Origin of the sequence: Pseudomonas sp. VE 267-6A (genome assembly GCF_024126555.1) — a bacterium.
Classification (GTDB): Bacteria; Pseudomonadota; Gammaproteobacteria; order Pseudomonadales; family Pseudomonadaceae; genus Aquipseudomonas; species Aquipseudomonas palmensis.
In genome coordinates, this window is the sequence record NZ_JAMYBY010000025.1 from 65,576 (window position 1) to 90,599 (window position 25,024).

A 25,024-nucleotide genomic window follows, 5' to 3' on the forward strand; every position below is an offset into this window, starting at 1 on the left:
GCATTCTACCTCATCGGCTTTTGTCTGGCATATGAAAGGGCATCATGTCGCAGACAAGCGGGGCTCATTCAGGCTCGGTGTGAACTTATCGCGGGTCAAGCCCGCTCCCACAGGTCTGTTATCCGCTCTCGGGGGCCGAGAACATCCTGTGGGAGCGGGCTTGACCCGCGATGCGTCATTCGAACATGAACAACGTTTCGTTGCTGAATTGCGCCTCGAACTGGTTGGCCGGCATCGGCCGCCCGAACAGGTAGCCCTGCACCTCGTCGCAGCCGTGCTCGCGCAGAAACTCCAGTTGCTCATGGGTCTCCACACCCTCGGCGATCACCGCCAGGTTCAGGCTGTGGGCCATGGCGATGATGGCGCGGGCGATCTGCGCATCCTGCTCGCCCTCGGGCAGACCGTCGACGAAGGTGCGGTCGATCTTGAGCACGTCGATGGGGAACTGCTTGAGGTAGTTGAGCGACGAGTAGCCGGTGCCGAAGTCGTCCACCGCAATGCTCAGCCCCAGATTCTTCAGGCTGTCGAGGATCACCATCGCCTCGTTGACCTCGCGCATCAGGATGCTTTCGGTCAGTTCCAGCTCCAGGCACGCCGGCGGCAGCCCGGTATCGGCCAGGATGGTGGCGATGCGCGTGCCCAGTTGGCCATCGGAGAACTGGCGCGCCGAAATGTTCACCGACACCTTGGGCACTCGCACCTTGGCCTGGTGCCAGGCCTTGAGCTGGCGGCAGGCTTCGCTGATGACCCAGTCGCCCACGTCCACCACCAGCCCCAGTTCCTCGATCACCGGGATGAAGTCGCCCGGCGGCACCAGCCCGCGGCGCGGGTGGCGCCAGCGCAGCAGGGCCTCGGCACCGGTCAGGCGCTTGCCGTCGCCGCTGAACTGCGGCTGATAGTAGAGGATGAACTCGTTCTGCTCCAGCGCATGACGCAGGTCGCTTTCCAGCTCCAGGCGCTCCAGCGCACTGGCGTTCATGTCGGCCTGGTAGAACTGGAAGTTGTTCTTGCCGCGCTCCTTGGCGTGGTACATCGCGGTGTCGGCGTTCTTCATCAGCTGGCTCAGCTCGCTGCCATCCTGCGGGCTGAGGGCGATGCCGATGCTGGCAGTGACGAAGAACTCGCGGTTCTCCAGCACGAACGGTCGCACCAGGCTGCCCAGGATCTGCTCGGCCACGTGGATCGCGCGGTTCAGCGCAATTTCGCGGGTGGCCTTGGGTTGCAGCAGCAAGGTGAATTCGTCGCCGCCCATGCGCGCCACGGTGTCGTCGTCGTGTACGCAGTCGAGCAGGCGTTCGGCCATGTCCTTGAGCATGCGATCGCCCGCGGCATGCCCCAGGGAGTCGTTGATCGGCTTGAAACGGTCCAGGTCCAGGAACATCAGCACCACCCAGGCCTTCTGCCGCTCGGCCTGCTGCAGCGCGGTGTGCAGGCGGTCCTGGAACAGCGTGCGGTTGGGCAGGTGGGTCAGGGCGTCGTAGTAGGCCAGGCGGTGAATGCGCTGTTCGCTGGCCTTGCGCTCGCTGATGTCGGTGAAGAAGCACACGTAGCTGGCCAGGTCACCCTCGTCGTCGAGTACCGCGGTGATGCCGACCCACGCCGGGTAGTGCTCGCCGCTGCGGCGCTTGAGCCAGACCTCGCCTTCCCAGGTGCCGCGCTGGTGCAGTTGCTTGAGCACGTAGTTGAGGTGGGCTTCCTGCTGTTCGTCGACGGTGAGCAGGCTCGGCAACTGGTCGAGCACGTCGCTCACCGCGTAGCCGCTGACCCGGCTGAAGGCTTCGTTGGCCTGCACGATGTAGCCGGCCGGGTCGGTGATCAGGATCGCCGAGGTGGAATGCTCGAACACCGTGGCGGCCATGCGCAGGTCTTTCTCGGCGCGGCGTTGCTGGCTGATGTCGCGGCCGACGCCCAGGATGCCCTCGAAATGGTTGTGCTCGTCCCACACCAGTACCACGCGCAGCTCGATCGGGATCTTGCGGCCGTCGGCGCGCAGACAGTCGAACAGGAACAGCTGGGTGGTCACCTCGGTGCGCAGGCGCTCCAGCGCGGCGGGTTCCTCGAGGGCCCGCTTGACCCGTTCGAACAGGGTGAACACGCCGGTCAGCTGCGCCGGGTTGGCAATGGTCGACTGCCAGCCGTTGGCGAAGATCCACGGCACGTCGTAGCCCAGTACCGTCTGCACCGAAGGGCTGACGTAGTTGAGCTGCAACTGCGGGTCGGTGGAGAAGATCACGTCGCTGATGCTCTCGGCGAGCATGCGGTAGCGCTGCTCGCTGTCGCGCAGCGACTCGCTCGCCTCGATCTGGTCGGTGACGTCCTTGCCCACCCCGATGATGCGCAGCACCGTGCCGTCAGGGTCGCGGGTCAGGGCCTGTTCGCGAATGTCGTAGCGCCGCCAGCTCTGGTCGTGGTGAAGAAAACGCAGTTGGCAATGCAACTGCTCCACATAGCCGCTCTGGCGCTGCTGCTGGCGCATCTGGCGAAACAGCTCGGCGTCCTGCGGGTGCAGCAGCACTTCCCAGAAGTACTCTCCCATCTGCGCCAGCTCGCTGCGCGAATAGCCCAGGGTCTGGCCCAGGTGGCGGTTGCTGAAGATCATGCGCAGGCTGTGCACATCCTGCACGTACAGCTGGTCGGGCACGGTGCGCACCACGTCCGACCAGAAGCTTTCGCGCTCCAGCAGCGACAGCTCCACGCGCTTGCGGCTGGTGATATCGCTGATGCTCAGGATCACGGCCTGGTAGTCACGCCGTGCCTGGGGGAAGCGCACCATTAGCCACAGGTGCTGGTCCTGGCCCTGGGGGTCGCTGAGCCGCACTTCCAGCTCCAGCAGGCGCAGGTCCTGCACCACTGCCTCGACCAACTGCATGCCCACCCCGTCGGCGCCCGGCGAGTGGCCTTCGATCAGGCGCTGCCAGGCGCTCTCGCAGCAGCCGGCGCCCAGCAGTTGCAGGGCCACCTGATTGACTTCAGTAACCTTCAGCTCGCCCAGCAGGCTGTGGCGCAGCGATGCATCCTGGGCCAGGCGCTGGGCCAGCTCGGCTGTGCTGCGCAGGCGCAGGCGTTCCAGCAGTTCGGTCAGCCCCGACAGGTCGAGTACGCACAAGGCCACGCCCGTGCCTTCGAAGATGTCCTGATAGCGTCGCCGACCTTCCTGCAGGGCGCGGTGGCGGCGGCGCATGCTGATCAGCGCCAGCAGCGGGATCAGCGCGCACACCAGGCCCAGCACGCACTTGCCGATCAAGGCCGGCAGCAGTTGCTGGCGGCTGTGGGCGGCATCGAACAGGCCGCGCAGTTGCCAGTCGCTGTTGTCCAGGTACGCCAGCAGCACGCTTTGCGGCGGCTCGATGCTGGCGTCGCGCGCATCGAGCGGCGGCGCGTGGCGATCGATGACCTGTGCCGTGCGGCTGTTTTCCAGCAGCCACAGCGGTGGCGCGGCGTGCTCCAGGGGTTGGCTCAGTTGCTGGTAGTACTCCGGGGCCAGGCGCAGCAGCCAATAGCCACGGGTGTCGCTGTCGGGGTGCTGCAGCAGCAGGTAGACCAGGCTGTTGTCGTCGCTGTTGCTGAAGTAGTACGGGCGCTCCTGGCCCAGGTGCAGCAGCTCCTGGAGCGCCTTGCGGTCGGCACTGATGCCCGCGCTGTCGCGCAGCAACGCGCCCTGGGCGTCCACCCACACCAGGCTGCGCAGGGCGGGCAGGCGTGCGTGCAGGTGTTCGAGCAGCGGCGGCAGGTCGGTGACGGCCGGTGCGGCGGGGTAGGGTTGCAGCAGGGTGAGGGCTTTTTGCGCGTTCAATGCCAGGCTCAGGTTGAGCTGGCTGGCCAGTTCGGCACTTGCATCCAGGCTCTGCTGGCGGCGATCGGCCTGGGTATGGCGGAACTGCTCGAACACCTGCCAGAACAGCAGCGCGAGCAACAGCAGCACCAGTATGGCCAACGCGCCTTTGAGCGAGCCACGCAAGGGCGAACCGGACGCACTCGTGGCTTTGCGCGGGGATGAAGGCTGAGTCAGATTGGTCAAACGCTGGTCCTGCGTGAGGCTGTGGCAGGTGATCGCTACGCAGCGACAAGCGGCGCAGTGTGCGGTAGTCCTGTCGCATCCCGGTTCCAGGCGCGCACTATAAGCTGCACGCCCGAAGGGCGGCTAGCATGCCTTGAAGTGTGGCAAAGTGCCAGTCCTGTTCGTCAGCGGAATGGTTTCCTGCTTTTTGATACAAATTGCACACGCTGTGTTGATTGCAATGTGCCATTTCCCTATCTAGGATGTGCCCCCTCACTTAAGGCAGCGAACCCACGGATGGGTGTTTGACGCTGTTTTGGTAGGCCCCGTGCCGCCTGGGCTTTTTCGGTCGGCGCGGGGCCTGCAGTCCAACTACAGGCCAAGGATGTCCTACTCAAGCAAGTTGCACGCTCGTTACCACGAGGTTGCCCGGCAGGCTGTATCACCAGACTGTTTTGCGGGCGAGGACGTGCGTTTTTCCAGTGAGTACGAAGCACTGGAAGGCGAGTTGAACAAGGCTCAGTCCGTTCACGAGAGCGGCCAGATCGACTGGCTCCGCGTGCTCGAGAACAGCGAGACGCTGCTGCGCACACAGTCCAAGGACCTGCGGGTTGCCGCCTGGTTGACGTGGGCGTTGTATCAACGCGAATCCTTCCCGGGCCTGCTGGCCGGCGTGGGGCTGTTGCAGCACCTGTGCGAGCAGCACTGGGCGCAGGTGCACCCGGCCAAGCCACGCACGCGGGCCGCGGCCATCGGCTGGCTGGTGCCGCGCCTGGAGCAGGTACTGGGTGAAAATGTCGCGATCAAGGAGCAACTGGCGCTGTTCCGCCGCCTGGTCGACAGCCTGCAGGCGCTCGATGCGGCCCTGACCACGCACCTGGGCGATGAGGCGCCGCTGTTGCTGCCGTTGTGCCGACGCCTGTCGAGCATGGTGCAACGTGCTGCCGACAATCAGCCCGAACCTGGTGCCGTGGGCGCGGTCGTGGCCCAGGTCAAGCAGGCCGCCACCCAGTTGCTCACCCCCGGCGCCCCCGTCGACAGCGAAAAAGACGCGCACAAGGTGTTACGCACCCTGCAGGATGGCGCTCGACCGTTATCGAACTGGTGGCTCAAGCAGAAGGCCACCGACGTGCGCGCCTTGCGCCTCAACCGCACGCTGTTGTGGTTGCAGATCGACGCGGTGCCCGAGCGCAATGCGGAACAGGTGACCGTGCTGCGCGGGTTGCCGGTCGACCGCCTGAAGATCTACCAGGAACGCTTTGCCAACGGCCAGTACGCCGACCTGCTGATGGAGCTCGAAGCCAGCCTGGCCAAGTCGCCGTTCTGGTTCGACGGCCAGCGCATGGTCTGGGAGTGCCTGCTGGAGCTCAACGCCGAGCAGGGCATGCGCGAGGTGGAGTTCCACTTCGCGCAACTGCTGCAGCGCCTGCCCGGGGTGGTGGAGCTGCGCTTTCATGACGGCACGCCGTTTGCCGACCCGGCGACGCGGGGCTGGATCAACGCCAGCGTCATGCCGCACCTGCAGAGCACCAGCGCACCGCGCAAGGTCGAGACCGACCTCGCGACCAGCCTGCCACCCTGGGAGCTGGCCCTGGAGGCGGTGCTGCCCGTGCTGCGCAAGGACGGCCTCAAGCCTGCCGTGCAGATACTCAAGCAGGGCATGCAGGCGGCTCAAGGCGGGCGTGTGCGCTTTTTCTGGCAGCTCAGCCAGGCGCGGCTGTGCTTTCTGGCCAAGAAGTACGAACTGGCCAAGACCCAGCTCGAAGCCCTAGATCACGAACTGCAACAGGCCGGCCTGCATCAGTGGGAGCCGGACCTGGCACTGGAAGTACTGCGTCTGCTGCACAGCTGTTGTGAGCTGCTGCCGCAGAACCACGCCGTGCGCGAACGCAAGGATGAGGTTTATCGCAGGCTGTGCCACCTCGACCTCGAAGTGGTACTCGACTAGGCCCCCGGGCCGCAAACGCAAGGAGAAAAGCCATGGCCAAAGAAGGCTCGGTAGCCCCCAAGGAACGCATCAACGTCACGTTCAAACCTGCCACGGGCGGTGCCCAGGAAGAAATCGAACTGCCCTTGAAGCTGCTCGCGATCGGTGACTACACCCAGCGTCCGGACGAACGCAAGGTAGAGGACCGCAAGCCCATCAGCATCGACAAGATGACGTTTGACGAAGTGCTCGCCAAACAGGAGTTGAGCCTGACCCTCAGCGTGCCCAACCGCCTGCAGGACGACGAAAGCGCCAGCGATGAGCTGGGCATCAGCCTGCGGGTCAACTCCATGAAGGACTTCAACCCGGCCAGCCTGGTCGAGCAGGTGCCAGAGCTCAAGAAGCTGATGGAACTGCGCGATGCGCTGGTGGCACTCAAGGGCCCGCTGGGCAACGCACCGGCTTTTCGCAAGGCAATCGAAGGCGTGCTCGCCGACGATGAGTCGCGCACCCGCGTACTCGGCGAACTGGGCCTGAGCGCCACGCCGACCACCGACGCTTGAGCCTCCCCCGTCAAGGAAGAACACCATGAGCACCAGCGCAGCACAGCAAACCAGCAGCACCGATGGCGAGTACAGCATTCTCGACAACATCATCGCGCAAACCCGCCTGACGCCCGACGATGAAGCCTATGACATTGCCAAGCGCGGCGTGTCGGCCTTCATCGAAGAGCTGCTCAAGCCGCACAACGACGGCGAACCGGTCAAGAAGGCCATGGTCGACCGCATGATCGCCGAGATCGATGCCAAGCTCAGCCGCCAGATGGACGCGATTCTCCACCACCCCGACTTCCAGTCGCTGGAGTCGGCCTGGCGTGGCCTGCAGTTGCTGGTCGACCGCACCAACTTTCGCGAAAACATCAAGATCGAAATTCTCAACGTCTCCAAGCAGGACCTGCTGGACGACTTCGAGGACTCGCCCGAAGTCATGCAGGCCGGTCTCTACAAGCACATCTATACCGCAGAGTACGGCCAGTTCGGTGGCCAGCCGGTGGGCGCGATCATCGCCAACTACTTCATGTCGCCCAGCTCCCCCGACGTCAAGCTGATGCAGTACGTCTCCAGCGTTGCGTGCATGTCCCATGCGCCGTTCATCGCCGCTGCCGGTCCGAAGTTCTTCGGCCTCGAAAGCTTCACCGGCCTGCCGGACCTCAAGGATCTCAAGGACCACTTCGAAGGCCCGCAGTTTGCCAAGTGGCAGAGCTTTCGCCAGTCCGAGGACGCGCGCTACATCGGCCTCACCGTGCCGCGCTTCCTGCTGCGCAACCCTTATGACCCGGAGGAAAACCCGGTCAAGTCGTTCGTCTACAAGGAAACCGTGGCCAACAGCCACGAGCACTACCTGTGGGGCAACACCGCCTATACGTTCGGCACCAAGCTGACCGACAGCTTCGCCAAGTTCCGCTGGTGCCCGAACATCATCGGCCCGCAGAGCGGTGGCGCGGTGGAAGACCTGCCGCTGCACCACTTCGAAAGCATGGGCGAGATCGAGACCAAGATCCCCACCGAAGTGCTGGTGTCGGACCGTCGCGAGTACGAGCTGGCCGAGGAAGGCTTCATTTCCCTGACCATGCGCAAGGGCAGTGACAACGCCGCCTTCTTCTCCGCCAGTTCGGTGCAGAAACCCAAGTTCTTCGGCATCAGCGCCGAGGGCAAGGCCGCCGAGCTGAACTACAAGCTCGGTACCCAGCTGCCGTACATGATGATCGTCAACCGCCTGGCCCACTACCTCAAGGTACTGCAGCGCGAGCAGCTGGGCTCGTGGAAGGAGCGCACCGACCTGGAGCTGGAACTCAACAAGTGGATCCGCCAGTACGTGGCCGACCAGGAGAACCCGAGCGCCGAGGTGCGTGGGCGTCGTCCGCTGCGCGCGGCCCAGATCATCGTCAGCGATGTTGAAGGGGAGCCGGGTTGGTACCGGGTCAGCCTCAACGTGCGCCCGCACTTCAAGTACATGGGCGCCGACTTCACCCTGTCGCTGGTCGGCAAGCTGGATAAAGAGTAAGCGGGGGCGCGTACATGAGCGGATATGGCAGCCTTTTCGAGCGTCTGGGCGGCGAAGCCGACAAGCGTCGCGGCTGGAGCCGCGAGAGGGCTGCCATGGCCTCGGTGGCGGTGCACCTGGGCAAGATGCTCAGTACCCGTGCGGGCAGCGTGCAGACGCTGCCCGATTACGGGCTGGCAGACCTCAATGACATGCGCCTGAGCCTGCATGACGCGCTGAGCCAGGCGCGTCAGGCCATCGAGCAGTTCATCGAAGCCTACGAACCGCGCCTGACCAATGTGCGCGTGGTGTCGCTGCCGCGTGATCACGATCAGCTCAAGCTGGCTTTCAGCATCGAAGGCCTGCTTGAGCTGGACGGGATCAAGCGTCAGGTCAGCTTTTCCGCGCGCCTGGAGGGCGGCGGGCAGGTGCAGGTCAACTGAGACGCGCACCGCGCTGTCGTCTCGCGAACAGGACGTTCCTGAGCATGCAAAACAGGTAACCGAGCATGTCCTTCAATCATTACTACCAGAGCGAGCTCACCGCGTTGCGCCAGCTGGGGCGACGCTTTGCCGAGCGCAGCCCGGCCCTGGCGCCGTTTCTGGGGCAGGCCGGGCGCGACCCGGACGTGGAGCGGCTGCTCGAGGGCTTTGCCTTCCTCACCGGGCGCCTGCGCCAGAAGCTCGATGACGAACTGCCCGAGCTGAGCCATTCGCTGATGCAGCTGCTGTGGCCCAACTACATGCGCCCGCTGCCGGCGTTCAGCATCCTGCAGTTCGACCCGCTGGGCCAGTCCGGCCCGCCCTTGCGGGTGGCGCGCGATACACCGGTCGAGAGCCAGCCGATCGATGAGGTGCGCTGCCGTTTTCGTACCTGCTACCCCACCGATGTCATGGCCCTGGACCTCACCGCGCTCAATTACTCGGTAAAGGGTGATGGGGCGCTGCTCAGCCTGCGCCTGGAGATGAGCTGCGACGGGCATGTCGGCGAGCTGGAACTGAGCCGCCTGCGCCTGCACCTGGCAGGCGAGCGCTACATCAGCCAGATGCTCTACCTGTGCCTGCTGCGCAACGTGGAAGGCATCGAGCTGGTGCCACTGGGGGGCGATGGCAAGCCGCTGGTGCGCGCCAGTGGCGAGAACGTGACAGTGCGCCTGGCTGGCAACCGTATCCAGCCGGTCGGCTTCGCCGAGGAAGAAGCGCTGATTCCCTACCCGCTGAACACCTTTCGCGGTTACCGCTACCTGCAGGAGTACTTCGCCTTCCAGGACAAGTTCCTGTTCGTCGACCTCGACGGCCTGGAGGCACTCAAGTCCCTGGGCACGGAAACCCTCAAGCAGATGCGCGGGCTGGAGATACGTTTCGACATCCGCAGGGGCGGTATCCAGCGCATGCGCCCCACGCTGGACAACGTCAAGCTGTACTGCACCCCTATCGCCAACCTGTTCCAGCACGATGCCCTGCCGATTCGCCTGGATGGCAAGCAGGACGAATACCTGCTGCTGCCCGCCGAGTACGACCTGGAGAACTGCGGGGTGTTCTCGGTGCACAGCGTGACCGGCTGGAAGCCCGGCGGCGTGGGCTACCAGGCCTATGTGCCGTTCGAGTCGTTCGAGCACGACCCCAGTTTCGACGTGCCGCAGACCAGCCCGCACTACAGCATTCGCCAGCGCTCCTCGCTGTTGCATGACGGCCTGGACACCTACCTGAGCTTCGGAATACGCGATACCCGCACCCACGAGACGCTGTCCATCGAGCTCACCTGCACCAATCAGAACCTGCCGCGCCGGCTCAAGCTGGGTGATATCGACCAGCCGTCCGAGCAGACCCCGGAGTTTCTCACCTTCCGCAACATCACCCCGGTCACGGCCAGCTACGCGCCGCCCCTGAACCGGGATTTCCTGTGGAAGCTGATCAGCAACATGTCGCTCAACTACCTGTCGCTGGCCAACGTCGATGCGCTCAAGGTGATCCTGGAAACCTACGACTTGCCGCGCTACTACGACCAACATGCCGAGAAGGTCAGCAAGCGCCTGCTCGGCGGGCTCAAGTCGATTCGTCACGAGCATGTCGACCGACTGCATCGCGGCCTGCCCCTGCGCGGGCTGCGCACCGAACTGACCATCGACCCGCAAGGCTACATCGGCGAAGGCGACCTGTTCGTGTTCGCCTCGGTGCTCAACGAGTTCTTTGCCCTTTATGCCAGCCTCAACTCGTACCACGAGTTGCGGGTCAGAAGTACCCAGGGAGAGGTGTACCAATGGACACCACGTATGGGCCTGCAGCCCCTGCTTTGAGCGGGCTGAGCCACGCAATACGCGAATACTCGCTGTTTCAGGCCGTGCTGCTGGTCATCGACCGGCTGCGCGAGTTCCATCCGCACCTGAGCGAAGAGGAACTGTACGACCAGCTGGAGTTCCAGGCCAATCCGAGCCTGGGCTTTCCGGGCAGCGACGTCGATCGCGTCGAGTTCTTCGACGACCGCGGGCAGATGCGCGCACGCCTGCGCTTCAACCTGATCGGCCTGTGCGGCGCCAGCTCGCCGCTGCCGGCGTTCTACGTGGAGCAGGCGCTGGGCGATGGCGAGGACGGCAACACGACCCGGCAGTTTCTCGACGTGTTCCACCATCGGCTACAGCGCCTGATGCTGCCCATCTGGCGCAAGTACCGTTATCGCGCACGCTTCCAGAGCGGGGCGATGGACCCATTCTCGGCGCAGCTGTTCGCCCTGATCGGGCTGGGCGGCGAGCACATTCGCGAGGCCCGCGAACTGAACTGGAAGCGCCTGTTGCCCTACCTGGGCCTGCTGAGCCTGCGTGCCCACTCGGCGGCATTGATCGAGGCGGTGCTGCGCTACTACTTCAAGCATGCGCAGCTGGTCATCGAGCAGTGCATCGAACGTCGCGTGGTCATCCTGCAGGAGCAGTGCAATCGCCTGGGGCGCGCCAACAGCCTGCTGGGCGAGGACGTGGTGCTGGGCGAGCGGGTGCGTGATCGCAACGGCAAGTTCCGCATCCACATCACCCAGCTCGACTGGCAGCGCTTTCACGAGTTCCTGCCGATCGGCTTCGGCTATCAGCCGCTGTGTGCCCTGGTGCGTTTCACCCTGCGCGACCCGCTGGACTACGACATCCGCCTGGTGCTGCGCCAGGAAGAGATTCGCGAGCTGCGTATCGGCCAGGACAACGCCTGCCGTCTGGGATGGACGAGTTGGCTCGGTCACGAACGCGCCGATGGCGTGGTGACCCTGGGAAGTAAAATTCATTAAGGACCGATGAACATGATCACCGTAGACCTGCAACAACTCATCCAGGCGCTGGACGCCGACACCCGTCGTGACCTGGAGCGCTGCGCCGAACGTTGCGTGGCACGTGGCGGCAGCAGGATCCTGGTCGAGGACCTGCTGCTGGAATTGCTCGATCGCCCCGAAGGCCTTCTTGAACGGGCCTTGCACGACGCCGACGTGGCGCCGGGCGAACTGCGCGCCACCTTGCAGGTGCAGCTTGAACACAGCGCTTCGCGCAACCCGGTGTTCGCCCCCGAACTGGTGCAGTGGCTGCAGGATGCGCTGCTGGTGGCCAACCTCGAACTGGGCAGCAGCCAGGTCGAACAGGCTGCGCTGATCCTGGCGCTGCTGCGCAACCCCGTGCGCTATGCCGGCAGCCATTACCAGCCGCTGCTGGCCCGCCTGAACATCGAGCGCCTCAAGGGCTTCGCCCTGGCGTCCCGGCCGGTTGCAGCGCAGGGTGCCGCGGGCGGGCAGGGCGAGTCGATGCTGCAGCGCTTTACCCACAACCTCACGCAGCAGGCCCGCGACGGCCGACTCGACCCGGTACTGTGCCGCGATCAAGCGCTGCGCCAGATGATCGACATCCTTGCCCGGCGGCGCAAGAACAACCCCATCGTGGTGGGCGAGGCCGGTGTGGGCAAGACCGCCATCGTCGAGGGCCTGGCGCTGCGCATTGCCGCCGCCGAAGTGCCGCCGGCACTGCGCGGGGTAGAGCTGCTGGCGCTGGACATGGGCCTGCTGCAGGCCGGCGCCAGCGTCAAGGGCGAGTTCGAGCGACGCCTCAAGGGCGTGATCGACGAGGTCAAGGCCGCGCCCCGACCGGTCATCCTGTTTATCGATGAAGCCCACACCCTGATCGGTGCGGGCGGCAACGCCGGCGGTTCGGATGCGGCCAACCTGCTCAAGCCTGCACTGGCGCGGGGCGAGCTGCGCACCATCGCCGCCACCACATGGAGCGAGTACAAGAAGTATTTCGAGAAGGACCCGGCCCTGGCCCGGCGCTTTCAGCCGGTACAACTGCACGAGCCGACAGCGGACGAGGCGGTGACCATTCTGCGCGGCCTGGCCCAGGTGTATGAGAAGAGTCACGGTATCTACCTGCGCGATGATGCGGTGGTGGCGGCGGCGCACATGTCGGCGCGCTACCTGGCCGGGCGACAGTTGCCGGACAAGGCGGTCGATGTGCTCGACACCGCCTGTGCCCGGGTGCGCATCAGCCTGGCCGCCGCGCCGCAACGCCTGGAACGCCTGCGTGCCTCGCTGGCCGAGGGCGAGCGGCAGGTGCAGGCGCAGCAGCGCGACGCCAAAGCCGGCGTGGGCATCGACCAAGAGGCGCTGCACCTGTTGCAGGCGCAACTGCTCAGCGACCAGGCCGACCAGCAGGCCGTGCAGGCGCGCTGGGAACAGCAGCGCGCGCTGGCCGAGCAGGTGCTGGACCTGCGCCGGCAGTTGGCCGAAGCCCGCGAGCAGGGCAATGCACGGGATGACGTGGCCGTACTGCAGGCCAGCCTGGAGACTACCCGCAGCCTGCTGGAAGCGGCGCAGGCCGAAGAGCGCCTGGTCAGCTTCGAAGTGTGCCCGCGCCTGGTGGCCGAAGTGATCAGTGCCTGGACCGGCGTGCCGCTGGAGCAACTGGCCCGCGAGCACAACGCCAGGATCATGCGCTTTGCCGAAGACCTGCGTGCGCGCATCCGTGGTCAGGAGCAGGCCGTGCAGGCACTGGACCGTTCGATGCGGGCCAACGCCGCCGGCCTGGCAAAGCCCGATGCGCCGGTCGGGGTGTTCCTGCTGGTGGGGCCCAGTGGCGTGGGCAAGACCGAAACGGCCCTGGCCCTGGCCGACCTGCTGTATGGCGGCGAGCGCTTCATCACCACCATCAACATGTCCGAGTTCCAGGAGAAGCACACCGTGTCGCGGCTGATCGGCGCGCCGCCCGGTTACGTCGGCTATGGCGAGGGCGGCATGCTCACCGAGGCGGTGCGCCAGAAGCCCTATTCCGTGGTGCTGCTGGATGAGGTCGAGAAGGCCGACCCGGACGTGCTGAACCTGTTCTACCAGATCTTCGACAAGGGCGTGGCCAACGACGGCGAGGGGCGCGAAATCGACTTTCGCAACACCCTGATCCTGATGACCTCCAACCTGGCCAGCGAGCAGATCGCAAGCCTTTGCCAAGGCGCCGAACGGCCCTCTGCCGAGCAACTGGAACAGGCCATACGGCCCGCCTTGAGCAGGCATTTCAAACCGGCCTTGCTGGCGCGCATGCGTGTGGTGCCGTACTACCCGGTGAGCGGCCCGGTGCTGCGCGAGCTGGTCGAGATCAAGCTGCAGCGCTTTGGCCAGCGGCTGCTGCGCCGGCAACTGGGTTTCACCTATGCCCCGGCGCTGGTCGAGCACCTGGCCGAGCGTTGCACCCAGGGCGACAGCGGCGCGCGGCTGATCGACCACCTGCTCGACCTGCACCTGATGCCGCAGGTGGCTGACCGGCTGCTGGCAGCGATGGCGGCCGGGGAGTCGTTGCAGCAGGTGCATGCCACGCTCGATGGCGATACGGGCGTGAGGTGCGAGTTTGCCTGAGGTGGGGGTGATGTTCACCCACGTGCCGCAGCCCTTGCGCTATGCCGAAGCCCTGTTGACGCACTTCGCCAGCCTGTCGCGTACGGGCCGGGAACCCGCGCTGCAGGAGCGCTTCGTGCAGGCGGTGGCCGAGCTCAGCGGTTGCGAGCTCAGTCAGCTGTACCTGCTCGATGCCACCCACACTTCGCTGAGCCTTGCCGCCGAATGGCTGGGCGGGGCCTTGCAGCCGCGTGCTGCCGCCAGCGTGCCGGTGGATTACAACGGCGAGCAACTGCTGCAGTTCGCGCTGTGCCAGAACCGTTCGGTAAGCCTTGCCGACCTGCCCGCCAGCCTGCTCGACACCAGTTTCCTGCCGGTGCTGCACAGCCCCTGGCAGTCGCTGCTGTGCGTACCGCTGCTCAACCCGCAGCAGGCCATCGCCGGCCTGCTGCTGTGTGCCAGCCGTACCAGCGTCGACCTGGGCGGCTTTGCCCAGTCGCTGGGACAGCTGGGGGCGTTCGTGCTGGTGCAAATGGAGTTGCTGCAACGCCTGCACCAGCCCGAAGCGGCGCTGGCGCCGCTGCCCGCCACGCGCGCCGGCGCCACCGACTACGGGCTGATCGGCAACAGCGCCGCGATGCGCCAGGCCTACCAGCTGATCAGCAAGGTGCTGCATAGCCCCTACACCGTCCTGCTGCTGGGCGAGACCGGCACCGGCAAGGAGGTCGTGGCTCGGGCGATTCACGACTACGGCCCGCGCGGTACCCGGCCGTTCGTGGTGCAGAACTGTGCGGCCCTGCCGGAGAACCTGCTGGAGAGCGAACTGTTCGGGTATCGCCGGGGCGCCTTCACCGGCGCATTGCGCGACCGCCCTGGCCTGTTCGATGCCGCCCACGGCGGCACCCTGCTGCTCGACGAGATCGGCGACATGCCGCTGTCGCTGCAGGCCAAGCTGCTGCGCGTGCTGCAGGAGGGCGAGATCCGCCCGCTGGGTTCCAACGACACCCACACCATCGATGTGCGCATCATCGCCGCCACCCACCGCGACCTGGCGGTGCTGGTCAGCGAAGGGCGCTTTCGTGAAGACCTGTACTACCGGCTGGCGCAGTTCCCCATCGAGTTGCCGGCCCTGCGTCAGCGCGGCGGCGATGTGCCAGTGCTGGCCCGGCATTTCTCTGCCAAGGCCTGCGAGTTTCTGGGGCGCAAGCCCCTGCAGTGGTCGCCGGCGGCACTGGCCTACCTCGACGGGCTCGCCTGGCCGGGCAACGTGCGTGAACTCAAGGGCCTGGTGGAGCGCGCGGTGTTGCTGTGCGACGGCGAGTGCCTGCTGCCTGAGCATGTTGCCCCGGCCAGCGAAGTACCGTCGGGGGACAGCGGGCTGAACCTGCGTGACCGCCTTGAAAACGTGGAGCGCCACTGGCTGCTCGACTGCCTGCGCAAGAACGCCGGCAACCAGACCCTGGCCGCACGCGAGCTGGGCCTGCCGCGGCGCACCCTGCTGTACCGCCTGGGGCGGCTGAACATCAACCTTGGCGAGTTCGAAGGTTGAGCGGCCATGGCGAGCAATGCTGCATTTTCCCTTACAACCGTGCGCTGCCCCCGGCGGGCGGCGCTTCGTGCAATGCCCACCGATGGAGATCTGCAAATGTCTGTTCGTCACTGGCCCGCCTTGCTGCTGGCGCTGATCGTGCTCAGCGGCCTGGGCGGCTGTAGCGGCAATTACAAATTCAACGACGACACCTATCGCCCGCTGGGCGATCCGCAGGCAGCCAACCGCGGCAAGTGAGTGCAAGGAGCATCAACATGGAACTGGTTCTTGAAACGCAGGGACGCAGCAAGACCTTCACCCGTGCAGGCGGCGTGATCGGGCGCGACGAGGCGTGCGACTGGGTCATCAGCGACCCGCAGCGGCATGTCTCCAAGCGACATGCGCTGGTCACCTGTCAGGAGGGCGTGTTCTTCCTCACCGACATCAGCAGCAACGGCACCCGCGACGGACGCAGCGGTGCGCAGCTGCGCAAGGGGCAGGCGCAGCGAATCGAGCAGGACAGCGTGTACCTGCTGGGCGGTTTCGAGGTGCGCGCGCGCCTGGTCACCCGCACCGCAGCCGATGTCGAGGTCGGCCTGCCCAGCGCCGCGGGCAGCATCATCCCTGACGACGCCTTTCTTGAGCTGGACCCGTTCCATGCCCTCGACCAGCAGGACGTCGAGCCTTCGCCCCTCGACGCACTGAGTACACTCGACACGGTTGCACCGGTGGCCCGCCAGCGCCCCGACTACGCGCGCATAGACATGGAAAGCCTGCTGGTACCCAACCTGGTGGCGCAGCCCGAACCCGACGATGAACCACAGGCGCCGCCGGCACCTGCATGTAACGAACGGTTCTGGGCAGCCTTTGGTACCGCCCTCGGGGTCGATCTGGGCGGGCTCGACCCTGGCGCCCGTGAAGCCCTGGCGATCAAGGCGGCCGGCCTGCTCAAGCAGAGCATCGGCGGCGTGCAGCAAAGCCTGCGCACCCGCAGCGAACTGAAGAACGAGTTGCGCCTGGCCCTGACCACCTCCCACCGCGCCAGCCACAACCCGTTGAAGTCGAGCGCCGATGCCGGCCAGGCGCTGGGCCTGTTGCTGCACCCGGCCGCGCCCGGCCAGCTCCCTGCGAGCCAGGCACTGACCCAGGCCTACCGCGACCTGCAGGCGCATCAGGTGGCGATGCTGACGGCCTGTCGCGCTGCGCTGCAGGGTGTGCTTGAGCACTTTTCGCCACGCCAGCTGGGCCTGCAGTTCGAGCGCGGCCGGGCACCGCTGCTGCGGACTGCCGGCAGCCAGTGGCGCGCCTACGTGCGCTACCACCAGGCCCTTGGCCAGGACGATGAATGGAGCGAGCGCCTGCTGGCGCGCGACTTCGCCCAGGCCTACGCCGAACAGGTTCGCCTGATCGGCACCCTTCACACCGACGCTCAAGGATGATCCCCATGCTGCGCTGCAAGACCTTTCTCTCCACCGGCCTGATGGCGCTGGCGCTGTTGCTGGCCGGTTGCTCCGCGCTGTCGCCGTACTCGGAACTGACCAAGTTGCAACTGACCCTCGACGCCGGTGACCAGCTCAACCCGGACCTCAATGGCCGGCCCTCGCCGATCGTGGTGCGTCTGTTCGAACTCAAGCACCCGGTGGCCTTCGAGCATGCCGACTTCTTCAGCCTGTACGAGCGGGCCAAGGAATCCCTGGCGCCAGACCTGGTGGTCAGCGAAGAGCTGGAGCTGCGCCCCGGTGAGCACGTGACGCTGCGCCTGAGCGTGGAACCTGGCAGCCGCTACGTCGGCGTGCTGGCGGCCTACCGCGACCTGGAGCAGACCCAGTGGCGCTACGTGGTCCAGATCACCCCGCAGGCACTCAACAGCGCCAGCCTGACGCTGGACCAGGCCGGCATTCGCAACAGCAACGCCACACTGGCCCGGACGGAAAACTGATCATGCATGTGCACAAAGTCATCTGGCAGGAAGGCATGCTGCTGCGTCCGCAGCACTTCCAGCACAACGATCGCTACTACGACTACCAGATGAAAACCCGCACCCAGCTGCTGGGCAGCTACAACTGGGGTTTTCTCAGCCTGGAGATCGACCAGCAGTTCCTGAGCATGGGCAAGCTGGTGGTCAGCCAGGCCAGCGGCGTGCTGCCCGACGGCAGCCTGTTCGAGCTCAGCAGCAACATCGAGCCGCTGGCCCTGGACATACCGCCCAACACCGGCAACACGCCGGTGTACCTGGCACTGCCGCTGGTGACTGGCAACCACATCGAGACCCGGCGACTGGAGCAGTCCGATGTGCTGGCGCGCTACATCGCCTACGAGACCCCGGTCAGCGACTCCAACGCCGGTGACGACATCAACAGCGACATCAGCTGTGCACGGCCGGACTTTCGCCTGCTGCTGGGCGAGCAGCAGGGCGATCAGGCCTACGTCAAGCTCAAGCTGTGCGCCGTGCTCGACACCACCCCGGACGGCGTGATCAGCCTGGACCCCGAGTTCGTGCCGACCTTCATCCACACCCACGCTTCAAGCTACCTGCTGTCGTGCCTCAAGGAGGTGATCAGCATGCTCGGCCACCGTGGCGACACCATTGCCGAGCGCATCCGTTCCAACGGCAAGGTCGGCGGCGCGGAGGTGGGCGACTTCATGATGCTGCAACTGATCAATCGCACCGAACTGCTGCTGCGTCACTACCTGGGCCTGGACCAGCTGCACCCCGAGGAGCTGTACCGCACCCTGCTGACCATGCTGGGGGACCTGGCGACCTTTGCCAGCGACACCAAGCGCCCGCGTACCGACAGCCGTTATCAGCACAGCGACCAGGGCGCGAGCTTTCGCCGGCTGATGGACGGCATACGCGAGGTGCTGTCGATGGTGCTGGAACAGCACGCCATCGAACTGGACCTGCAAACCCGCCAGTACGGCATCCTGGTGGCCGCCGTGCACGACCAGACGCTGCTCGCCTCGGCCTCGTTCGTACTGGCCGCCAGCGCCAACTGCGACAGCGAGACCCTGCGCACGCGCCTGCCCTCGCACCTCAAGGTCGGCCCGGTGGAACGTATCCGGCAACTGGTCAACCTGCACCTGCCTGGCATCAAGGTGGTGCCGTTGCCGGTGGCGCCGCGGCAGATTCCGTTCCATTCCAACAAGACCTACTTCCTGCTCGAATTCAACGCCGAAGACCAGGCCCTGCTGGAGCGCTCCGGTGGTTTTGCCTTCCACGTCTCGGGCGAGTTCGCCGAGCTCGAACTGAAATTCTGGGCCATCAGGAACTGACCGCATGCACAAGGACATCGAACACCGTCAGGACGACAAGACCGTGCTGGTGGACCGCCAGGGCCAGGCGCCCAGGCAGGTTCCGCTGACCGATGGGTTGGCCACGCCGCGCCTGGAGCAACTGGAAGACCGGATGATCTACTCGGCTCGCCTGGGCCCGGCCGAGGCCATCAACATCAGCCTCAACACCCTGGTGGCAGCCGCCTCGGACCTGCTCTCGCACGTGGTGCGGCTCAAGCACAGCGACAGCCGCGAAGACCTCGACGCCCTCAACCAGACCCTCACCCATGGCATCAAGCTGTTCGAGGCCCATGCGCTGCACAACGGCGCCGAGCCTAGCCAGGTGATGACCGCGCGCTACGTGCTGTGCTCGGTGCTCGACGAGGCCGTGGTCACCACCTCCTGGGGCAACGAGAGCGAGTGGGCGCAGATGAGCCTGCTCAGCACCTTTCACAACGAGACCTTCGGTGGCGAGAAGTTCTTCCAGCTGCTTGATCGTCTGTCGAAGAACCCGGTCAAGCACCTGCCGATGCTGGAGCTCATGTACCTGTGCCTGTCGCTGGGGTTCGAGGGCAAGTACCGCGTGATGGTGCGCGGCATGCTCGAACTCGAAGGGATTCGCGACGCCTTGTTCCGCCAGGTGCGGCAATTGCGCGGGGATGCCCCGCGCGAACTTTCGCCGCAGTGGGAAGGGCTCAACGACCAGCGTCGCAGCCTGGTGCGGGTGGTGCCGTGGTGGATGGTCACGCTGTTCGCGCTGATCTGCCTGGTGGTGATGTATTCGGGGTTCGCCTGGGTGTTGGGCGAGCAGCGCGAGGCCGTGCTGCAACCTTTTCAGCAGCTTGACCCGGAAACGGTCCAGGCGCAGCAGTAGAACAGGGACGTGTGATGAAAAACTTCTTCAAGAAAGTCGGCGATTTTTTGCGCAAGACGTGGGTATGGACGCTGTTGCTGGTGTTGTCGCTGGTACTGCTGGTGTGGTTCGTGGGGCCGCTGCTGGCAGTCGACGATCACCGCTTCTGGGCCTCGGCCACCTCGCGCCTGCTGACCATCAGTGCGCTGTTCCTGTGCTGGGGGCTGGGCATGGTGTTCGCCAGCTGGCGCGCCGGGGTGCAGAAAAAGGCTGTCGAAGAGAGCGAGGACGGCCAGGAACGCCTGCGCCGTGAAGCGCGCATCGACGAGGACCACAAGGAACTGCGCAGCCGCTTCAGCGAGGCGTTGCGTACGCTCAAGGGCTCGAGCCTGTATGGCGGGCGCAGCGAGCGCTGGCGCAACGACCTGCCCTGGTACTTGCTGATCGGCCCCCAGGGCAGTGGCAAGACCAGCCTGCTGGACTTTTCCGGCCTGGAGTTTCCGCTCAACAAACTGGACCGCCAACTCACCCGCGACACCCGCGGTACGCGTCATTGCGACTGGTATTTTGCCGACCACGCGGTGTTGATCGACACCGCCGGACGCTACCTGACCCAGGAAACCGCCGAGGTCGACGCCAGTACCTGGCGCACCCTGCTCAACCTGCTGCGTCGACGCAGCCGCAGCCGGCCGCTCAACGGCGTGCTGGTCAGCGTGCCGGTCGAGCTGCTGCGCAGTGGCGACGAGAAGGGCCTGGAAAACCTGGCGCGCCAGGTCCATGCGCGACTGCAGGAAATCCAGCAGACCCTGCATGTCCAGGTGCCGGTGTACCTGGTGCTGAGCAAGGCCGACCAGTTGCAGGGCTTCGACGATTTCTTCGACCAGCTCAGCCGTGAAGAAAGCGACCAGGTACTGGGCAGCACCTTCACCAAGGCGCAGAACGGCACCGATGTGGCCGTGCTGCGCCAGGCCTTCGAGGCGCTGCTGCGGCGCCTCAACAGCCAGGTGATCATGCGCATGCACCACGAGCGCGATACACAGCGGCGCGCGCGCATCCTCGACTTCCCGCACCAGCTGGCGCAGATCGGCGAGCAGCTGTGCCTGTTCGTCGACATCGCCTTCACCGGCAATCGCTACCAGCGCGCCAGCCAGCTTCGCGGGTTCTACCTCACAAGTGCGCCGCACCTTGTCCAGCAGCTGGACCCGGACACCGCCAGCATCGGGGCCAGCCTGGGCCTGCCCAGCACGGTGCTACCCACCTTGCGCAGCGGGCGTTCGCGGTTCATCCATCACCTGCTCAGCCGGGTCATCTTCCCCGAGGCCGAGCTGGCCGGCCTCGACCAGCGCGAGCGGCGACGCATCGACTGGGGGCAGCGCGCACTGTATGTCGGCGCGCTGGGCGTACTGGTGTGCTGCGGGTTGCTGTGGGCGGGCGGTTTCAGTGCCAACCACGACCGCCTCGAGCAACTGCGCGGGCTCGGTCAGGTGTGGGCCGGGCAGCGTGCAGCGCTGACCCCGCAAAGCGATGCCATGGCCGCGCTCAAGCCGCTGGACAGCAGCTATGCCGCGACCCAGGTATTCCCGCCTTCGGGTGATGCGTCACTGCATGAGCGCCTGGGCCTGTACCAGGGCGAGCAGAGCAATCCGTTGCTTCGCAGTGCCTACGAACAGGACCTGCACACCCAACTGCTGCCGCGGGTGGCCAAACAGCTCGAAGGGCAGATACGTGGCAACCTGCGCGACCGTGAGCGCCTGCTCAACAGCCTGCGTGCCTACCTGATGCTGAGCATGCCCGACCGCCGCGAAGCCGCCTGGCTGCAGGAGTGGGTAGCCGCTGACTGGTCGCGCCGCTACGCGGGCAACACGGCGGTGCAAAACGGGCTCAACGGGCATTTCGAACGCCTGCTGCAACTGCCATTCAGCTACCCGCTGGACCCGCAACTGGTGGCCCAGGCACGCAAGGTGCTGCGCAGCGAATCGCTGGTCAACGTGGTGTACCGGGTACTGCGCGAGCAGGCCAGCAGCCTGCCCGACTACCGCCTCAGCCAGCACCTGGGCCCCCAGGGCGGGCTGTTTTTCGGCACCGACTACGTGATTCCGGGGTTTTACACCCAGCAGGGCTACGAGCAGTATTTCTCGGTACAGGGCTCGACCCTGGTCAGCGAGCTGCTGCGTGACAACTGGGTCCTGGGTGAGGGCAGCGGCATCAGCGACATGGACATGCGCCGCCTGCTGGTAGGATTGGAACAGCTGTACTTTCGCGACTACGCCAACCACTGGAGCGAAGCTGTCGGCCAGGTCGGCCTGCAACCGTTCGGCGATGCCGGCGAGGGCGCCGATCAGCTCGCCGGGCTCACCTCGGCCAACTCGCCGGTACTTCAACTGCTGGTGCAGGTGCGCGACAACACCCGTTTCGAGCCCGTGCCGGGCAGCACCGATGAGCCCGCCGAGGCACCGGCCAGCGACCCGGCCAAGGGGGTCAAGCTGGGCAAGAAGGCCAACACGGCGGTCGCCGTGGCCGGCAAGGTCCAGGGCGCCCTGGCGAGCAAGCCCGCCGTGACGGCCAAGCCGCTGCCCGACACCGCGAAGAAGTCCTTGCAGCGGCGTTTCGAAGCCCTGCATCGGCTGCTCGACGAAAACAATGGCCCCTCCGCCGACCTCACCCCGGCGCTGCAGGCGCTCAACGACCTGCAACTGCAGATGGCCGGCCTCGCGCGCGCCAGCCAGCCGGAGCAGATGGCCTTCGAGCTGGCCAAGACCCGCATGGGGGGCCAGCGCGATGCGCTCAGCGCCCTGCGCAACGCCTCCGGGCGTCTGCCGCGACCGCTCAATGGCTGGTTCAACCTGCTGACCGAAGACAGCTGGCGGCTGGTACTCAACGATGCCTACCAGTACGTCAACGAGCGCTACCAGAGCGAGCTGTACGGCTTCTACGGTGAGTCGATCCAGCAGCGCTACCCGTTCGATGCCCACAGCACCAGTGACGTGGCGATCAACGACTTTCGTGAGTTCTTCAAGGCTCAGGGCATCGCCGAGCGCTTCTTCGACACCTACCTGCGCCCGTTCATCAGCGGCGACCCGGGCAGCTACCGCCTGCGCAGCATCGACGGCCAGAGCCTGCCGATCTCGCGGGTCTACCTGGACCAGATGGCCAGGACCCAGACGATTCGCCAGAGCTTCTTCGCCGAGAACCCGGCGCAGCCGCAGGTGCAGTTCAGGCTCGAGCCCTACACCCTGGACTCGGCGGTGAGCCGCGCCGAGTTCCGCTTTGGCGATCGGCAGCTGGACTATCGCCACGGCCCGGTGGTGCCCATGACCTTCAACTGGCCGACCGATGCCCAGGACGGTCGCGCAAGCCTGGTGCTCGAACGCATGGTCGAGCGCCCGATCGGCATCGAGAAGAACACCGGGCCGTGGTCGCTGTTCCGCCTGTTCGACCTGATGCAGACCGAGTACCTCAAGGGCCGCGACGTGCTGGTGCTCAAGGCCGAAGTGGGCGGGCTGCGGGCCAACTACCTGCTCAGCAGCCAGCGTGCGCCCAACCCTTTCGACGTTGGCGTGTTACGCGGCTTTCGTCTACCGGGGTCGCTCTAGATGCAGGTTGGAGCACGCTGGCGCAGCGCGGCGCGCACGGATGCTGGCAAGGTGCGCATGCGCAACGAGGACGCCTTTCTGGAGTGCCCGGCGCAGGGGCTGTGGGCGGTGGCCGATGGCATGGGCGGCTACCGCAGTGGCGACCTGGCCAGCCAGCTGATCGTCGCCAGCCTGGCCGAGTTGCCGGCCCATGGCAGTTTTGACGAGCGCCTGGAAGGGGTGCGCGGGTGCCTGCATTGGATCAACCGGCGCCTTGGCCAGGAACTGACCGTCACGGATGCACATCACGACAGCATCATGGGCAGCACGGTGGTGGCGCTGCTGCTCGAGGGCGAGCGTGCGGCGTGCATCTGGGCCGGCGACAGCCGCTGCTACCTGTGGCGCCAGCAGCGTCTTTACCAGCTGTCACGCGACCATTCGTTGCAGCAGCAGTTGATCGACCAGCGCCAGATGAGCGCGGAGCAGGCGCGGGCGCAACCGGGCGCTCGCGCCCTGACCCGCGCCCTTGGCGCCAGCGAGCAGCTGACCCTGGAGGTGCTGGAGCTGCAGGTATACCCGGGCGATGCGTTCCTGCTGTGCAGCGACGGCCTGTATCAGGAACTGAGCAGCGATGCCCTGGGCAAGGCATTGAGCCTGGCGTCGGCGCAGGTCGCGCTGGAGCGGCTGTTCGAAGGGGCATTGCGCGGCGCGGCGGGGGACAACCTGACCGCAGTGGTGATTCGCCAATGAGCAGGCACCAGCCCGACCTCGGTGCCTTGCTGGCCACCGAATCCCACGACGCCAACCTCACCTATTTCGCCTTCGTCAACGGCCAGTTGGCCGCCCCGGCGCCCGCTGCGGCCAAGCGCAAGGGGCGCCGCACAGGCAAGAAAAAGCCGGCGCCGACACTGCCGCTGGTGCCGCTGCCGCAGGTGCTGGCCGGGCGCTATCGGCTCGAACGCCTGCTCGGTGCCGGCGGCATGGGCATGGTCTATCGCGCCCGCGATCTGCTGCGCGAGCAGTTCGGTGACCCGCAGCCCTGTGTGGCGATCAAGCTCGTGAGCGAGGCGCTGGCCGCCTCGCCGGATGCCAACGCGCTCCTGTTCAGCGAGTTTGCCCTGACCCGGCACGTGGCGCACCCGCAGGTGGTCAACCTGTACAGCTTCGAGATCGACCCGCCGAGCCAGCGCGCCTTCATCACCCTGGAGCTGCTGCGCGGGCCGGCACTGGACAAACTGCTGTGCGAGCAACCGCTGGGCCTGCACGGGCAGGCGTTGAACGCCATCGTGTTGCCGCTGCTGGAAGCCCTGGCCTGCTGCCATGCCCGGGGCGTGTTTCACGGTGACCTCAAGCCGAGCAACGTGATGCTCGGCGAAGATGGCGTGCGCCTGTTCGATTTTGGTCTTGGCCAGGCCGACGCCGGTGTGCTTTCGGGGCTGGCCCACCTCAGCCGCGAGCGCTTCAACGCCTGGACGCCCGGCTACGCAGCACCGGAACTACTTGAACACGGCACGCTGGGTGCAGCGGCGGATATGTATGCGGTGGCCTGCCTGATCTACGAGTTGGCCAGCGGCAAGCATCCCTATCGGCGCCTGCCTTCAACTCAGGCCCGCGCCGAGCAGCTCGATCGCACGCTGACGCGCCCGTCGAACCTGCCCACGCACTGCTGGCCTGCGCTGAAAAATGCGCTGGCGTTCGACCCTGCCCAGCGCACGGTCAGTGCGCGGCAACTGCAGGAGGCGATGGCGTCGAAAGGGGGCTATTGGGGGCATGTTTTTTCGCTTTTCAAGCGCTGAAAATCTACCCTGCCGTTTTTACCAACTGCGCAACTTCTTGCGCACTCAAATGTGGATAACCCTGTGCATACATTTCCCTAGGCCTTTGGGATAAAGGCCTACAGACGAGTGCGCAACTTCTTGCACAGTACTGCGCAAGAAGTTGCGCACTTTTTCGGGTTTTCTCGCGTAAAAGTGCTCAAAAAACGTACAGC

General features: G+C 65.7%; 17 protein-coding genes. 16 read left to right on the forward strand and 1 reads right to left on the reverse strand.

Translation table 11 applies throughout. From position 1 onward, the window contains the following. Positions 1–175 precede the first annotated feature (175 nt). Positions 176–4,018: a bifunctional diguanylate cyclase/phosphodiesterase gene (locus NJH59_RS23690; RefSeq protein ID WP_253087387.1), complete on the reverse strand. Its 3,843-nt coding sequence runs from the start codon at positions 4,016–4,018 to the stop codon at positions 176–178. A gap of 364 nt (positions 4,019–4,382) precedes the next feature. On the opposite strand from NJH59_RS23690, the gene tssA reads away from it, so the two are divergent. The 16 genes from tssA to NJH59_RS23770 all read left to right on the forward strand — a co-directional run bounded on the left by tssA (position 4,383) and on the right by NJH59_RS23770 (position 24,830). Then, positions 4,383–5,945, forward strand: coding sequence for a type VI secretion system protein TssA (gene tssA / locus NJH59_RS23695; protein ID WP_043860561.1), 1,563 nt, complete (start codon positions 4,383–4,385; stop codon positions 5,943–5,945). A gap of 32 nt (positions 5,946–5,977) precedes the next feature. Beyond that, entirely contained in the window at positions 5,978–6,487 is a 510-nt protein-coding gene (gene tssB, locus NJH59_RS23700) for a type VI secretion system contractile sheath small subunit (RefSeq protein WP_043860560.1), read from the forward strand. Positions 6,488–6,512: 25 nt separating this feature from the next. Then, positions 6,513–7,988, forward strand: coding sequence for a type VI secretion system contractile sheath large subunit (tssC, locus tag NJH59_RS23705; protein WP_253087388.1), 1,476 nt, complete (start codon positions 6,513–6,515; stop codon positions 7,986–7,988). A gap of 14 nt (positions 7,989–8,002) precedes the next feature. After that, positions 8,003–8,410, forward strand: coding sequence for a type VI secretion system baseplate subunit TssE (tssE, locus tag NJH59_RS23710; RefSeq protein WP_043860558.1), 408 nt, complete (start codon positions 8,003–8,005; stop codon positions 8,408–8,410). A 65-nt stretch (positions 8,411–8,475) separates the two neighbouring features. Beyond that, positions 8,476–10,263 (forward strand): type VI secretion system baseplate subunit TssF, encoded by a 1,788-nt coding sequence (gene tssF, locus NJH59_RS23715; protein ID WP_054916573.1) that lies wholly within the window; start codon positions 8,476–8,478, stop codon positions 10,261–10,263. Further along, positions 10,227–11,234 carry a type VI secretion system baseplate subunit TssG gene (gene tssG / locus NJH59_RS23720; protein ID WP_043860556.1) on the forward strand — a complete coding sequence of 336 codons (1,008 nt, stop codon included), beginning with the start codon at positions 10,227–10,229 and terminating at the stop codon, positions 11,232–11,234. Before tssF ends, tssG begins: the two co-directional genes overlap by 37 nt. A 6-nt stretch (positions 11,235–11,240) precedes the next feature. Continuing rightward, positions 11,241–13,829, forward strand: coding sequence for a type VI secretion system ATPase TssH (gene tssH, locus NJH59_RS23725; RefSeq protein WP_253087389.1), 2,589 nt, complete (start codon positions 11,241–11,243; stop codon positions 13,827–13,829). Between the two features lie 10 nt (positions 13,830–13,839). Next, a complete protein-coding gene (locus NJH59_RS23730) occupies positions 13,840–15,357 on the forward strand; it encodes a sigma 54-interacting transcriptional regulator (protein ID WP_236177431.1) in 1,518 nt (505 codons plus the stop codon). A 96-nt stretch (positions 15,358–15,453) separates the two neighbouring features. Continuing rightward, positions 15,454–15,594 (forward strand): hypothetical protein, encoded by a 141-nt coding sequence (locus tag NJH59_RS23735; protein ID WP_058540727.1) that lies wholly within the window; start codon positions 15,454–15,456, stop codon positions 15,592–15,594. Between the two features lie 17 nt (positions 15,595–15,611). Next, on the forward strand, positions 15,612–16,775 hold the full coding sequence (tagH, locus tag NJH59_RS23740; RefSeq protein WP_253087390.1) for a type VI secretion system-associated FHA domain protein TagH: 1,164 nt from the start codon (positions 15,612–15,614) through the stop codon (positions 16,773–16,775). 5 nt (positions 16,776–16,780) lie between these two features. Continuing rightward, the gene (gene tssJ / locus NJH59_RS23745) at positions 16,781–17,275 is read left to right on the forward strand and encodes a type VI secretion system lipoprotein TssJ (RefSeq protein WP_043860551.1); all 495 of its coding nucleotides are present in this window, start codon (positions 16,781–16,783) and stop codon (positions 17,273–17,275) included. A gap of 2 nt (positions 17,276–17,277) precedes the next feature. Continuing rightward, positions 17,278–18,609, forward strand: coding sequence for a type VI secretion system baseplate subunit TssK (tssK, locus tag NJH59_RS23750; RefSeq protein ID WP_054916577.1), 1,332 nt, complete (start codon positions 17,278–17,280; stop codon positions 18,607–18,609). A gap of 4 nt (positions 18,610–18,613) precedes the next feature. Continuing rightward, entirely contained in the window at positions 18,614–19,483 is an 870-nt protein-coding gene (icmH, locus tag NJH59_RS23755) for a type IVB secretion system protein IcmH/DotU (RefSeq protein ID WP_058540725.1), read from the forward strand. Positions 19,484–19,497: 14 nt separating this feature from the next. Further along, a complete protein-coding gene (gene tssM, locus NJH59_RS23760) occupies positions 19,498–23,055 on the forward strand; it encodes a type VI secretion system membrane subunit TssM (RefSeq protein WP_253087391.1) in 3,558 nt (1,185 codons plus the stop codon). After that, positions 23,056–23,784: a PP2C family serine/threonine-protein phosphatase gene (locus tag NJH59_RS23765; RefSeq protein ID WP_058540723.1), complete on the forward strand. Its 729-nt coding sequence runs from the start codon at positions 23,056–23,058 to the stop codon at positions 23,782–23,784. After that, positions 23,781–24,830 carry a serine/threonine-protein kinase gene (locus tag NJH59_RS23770; RefSeq protein ID WP_253087392.1) on the forward strand — a complete coding sequence of 350 codons (1,050 nt, stop codon included), beginning with the start codon at positions 23,781–23,783 and terminating at the stop codon, positions 24,828–24,830. The genes NJH59_RS23765 and NJH59_RS23770 overlap by 4 nt, the downstream gene beginning before the upstream one ends. The last annotated feature ends 194 nt before the right edge of the window (positions 24,831–25,024 follow it).

Coding starts and splice junctions, on each gene's coding strand:
- tssA (WP_043860561.1), top strand. CDS start 4,383: ATGTCCTACTCAAGCAAGTTGCACGCTCGTTACCACGAGGTTGCCCGG.
- icmH (WP_058540725.1), top strand. CDS start 18,614: ATGCACAAGGACATCGAACACCGTCAGGACGACAAGACCGTGCTGGTG.
- tssB (WP_043860560.1), top strand. CDS start 5,978: ATGGCCAAAGAAGGCTCGGTAGCCCCCAAGGAACGCATCAACGTCACG.
- NJH59_RS23735 (WP_058540727.1), top strand. CDS start 15,454: ATGTCTGTTCGTCACTGGCCCGCCTTGCTGCTGGCGCTGATCGTGCTC.
- tssF (WP_054916573.1), top strand. CDS start 8,476: ATGTCCTTCAATCATTACTACCAGAGCGAGCTCACCGCGTTGCGCCAG.
- tssM (WP_253087391.1), top strand. CDS start 19,498: ATGAAAAACTTCTTCAAGAAAGTCGGCGATTTTTTGCGCAAGACGTGG.
- tssG (WP_043860556.1), top strand. CDS start 10,227: ATGGACACCACGTATGGGCCTGCAGCCCCTGCTTTGAGCGGGCTGAGC.
- tssH (WP_253087389.1), top strand. CDS start 11,241: ATGAACATGATCACCGTAGACCTGCAACAACTCATCCAGGCGCTGGAC.
- NJH59_RS23730 (WP_236177431.1), top strand. CDS start 13,840: ATGTTCACCCACGTGCCGCAGCCCTTGCGCTATGCCGAAGCCCTGTTG.
- tagH (WP_253087390.1), top strand. CDS start 15,612: ATGGAACTGGTTCTTGAAACGCAGGGACGCAGCAAGACCTTCACCCGT.
- tssK (WP_054916577.1), top strand. CDS start 17,278: ATGCATGTGCACAAAGTCATCTGGCAGGAAGGCATGCTGCTGCGTCCG.
- NJH59_RS23770 (WP_253087392.1), top strand. CDS start 23,781: ATGAGCAGGCACCAGCCCGACCTCGGTGCCTTGCTGGCCACCGAATCC.
- tssC (WP_253087388.1), top strand. CDS start 6,513: ATGAGCACCAGCGCAGCACAGCAAACCAGCAGCACCGATGGCGAGTAC.
- tssE (WP_043860558.1), top strand. CDS start 8,003: ATGAGCGGATATGGCAGCCTTTTCGAGCGTCTGGGCGGCGAAGCCGAC.
- NJH59_RS23765 (WP_058540723.1), top strand. CDS start 23,056: ATGCAGGTTGGAGCACGCTGGCGCAGCGCGGCGCGCACGGATGCTGGC.
- tssJ (WP_043860551.1), top strand. CDS start 16,781: ATGCTGCGCTGCAAGACCTTTCTCTCCACCGGCCTGATGGCGCTGGCG.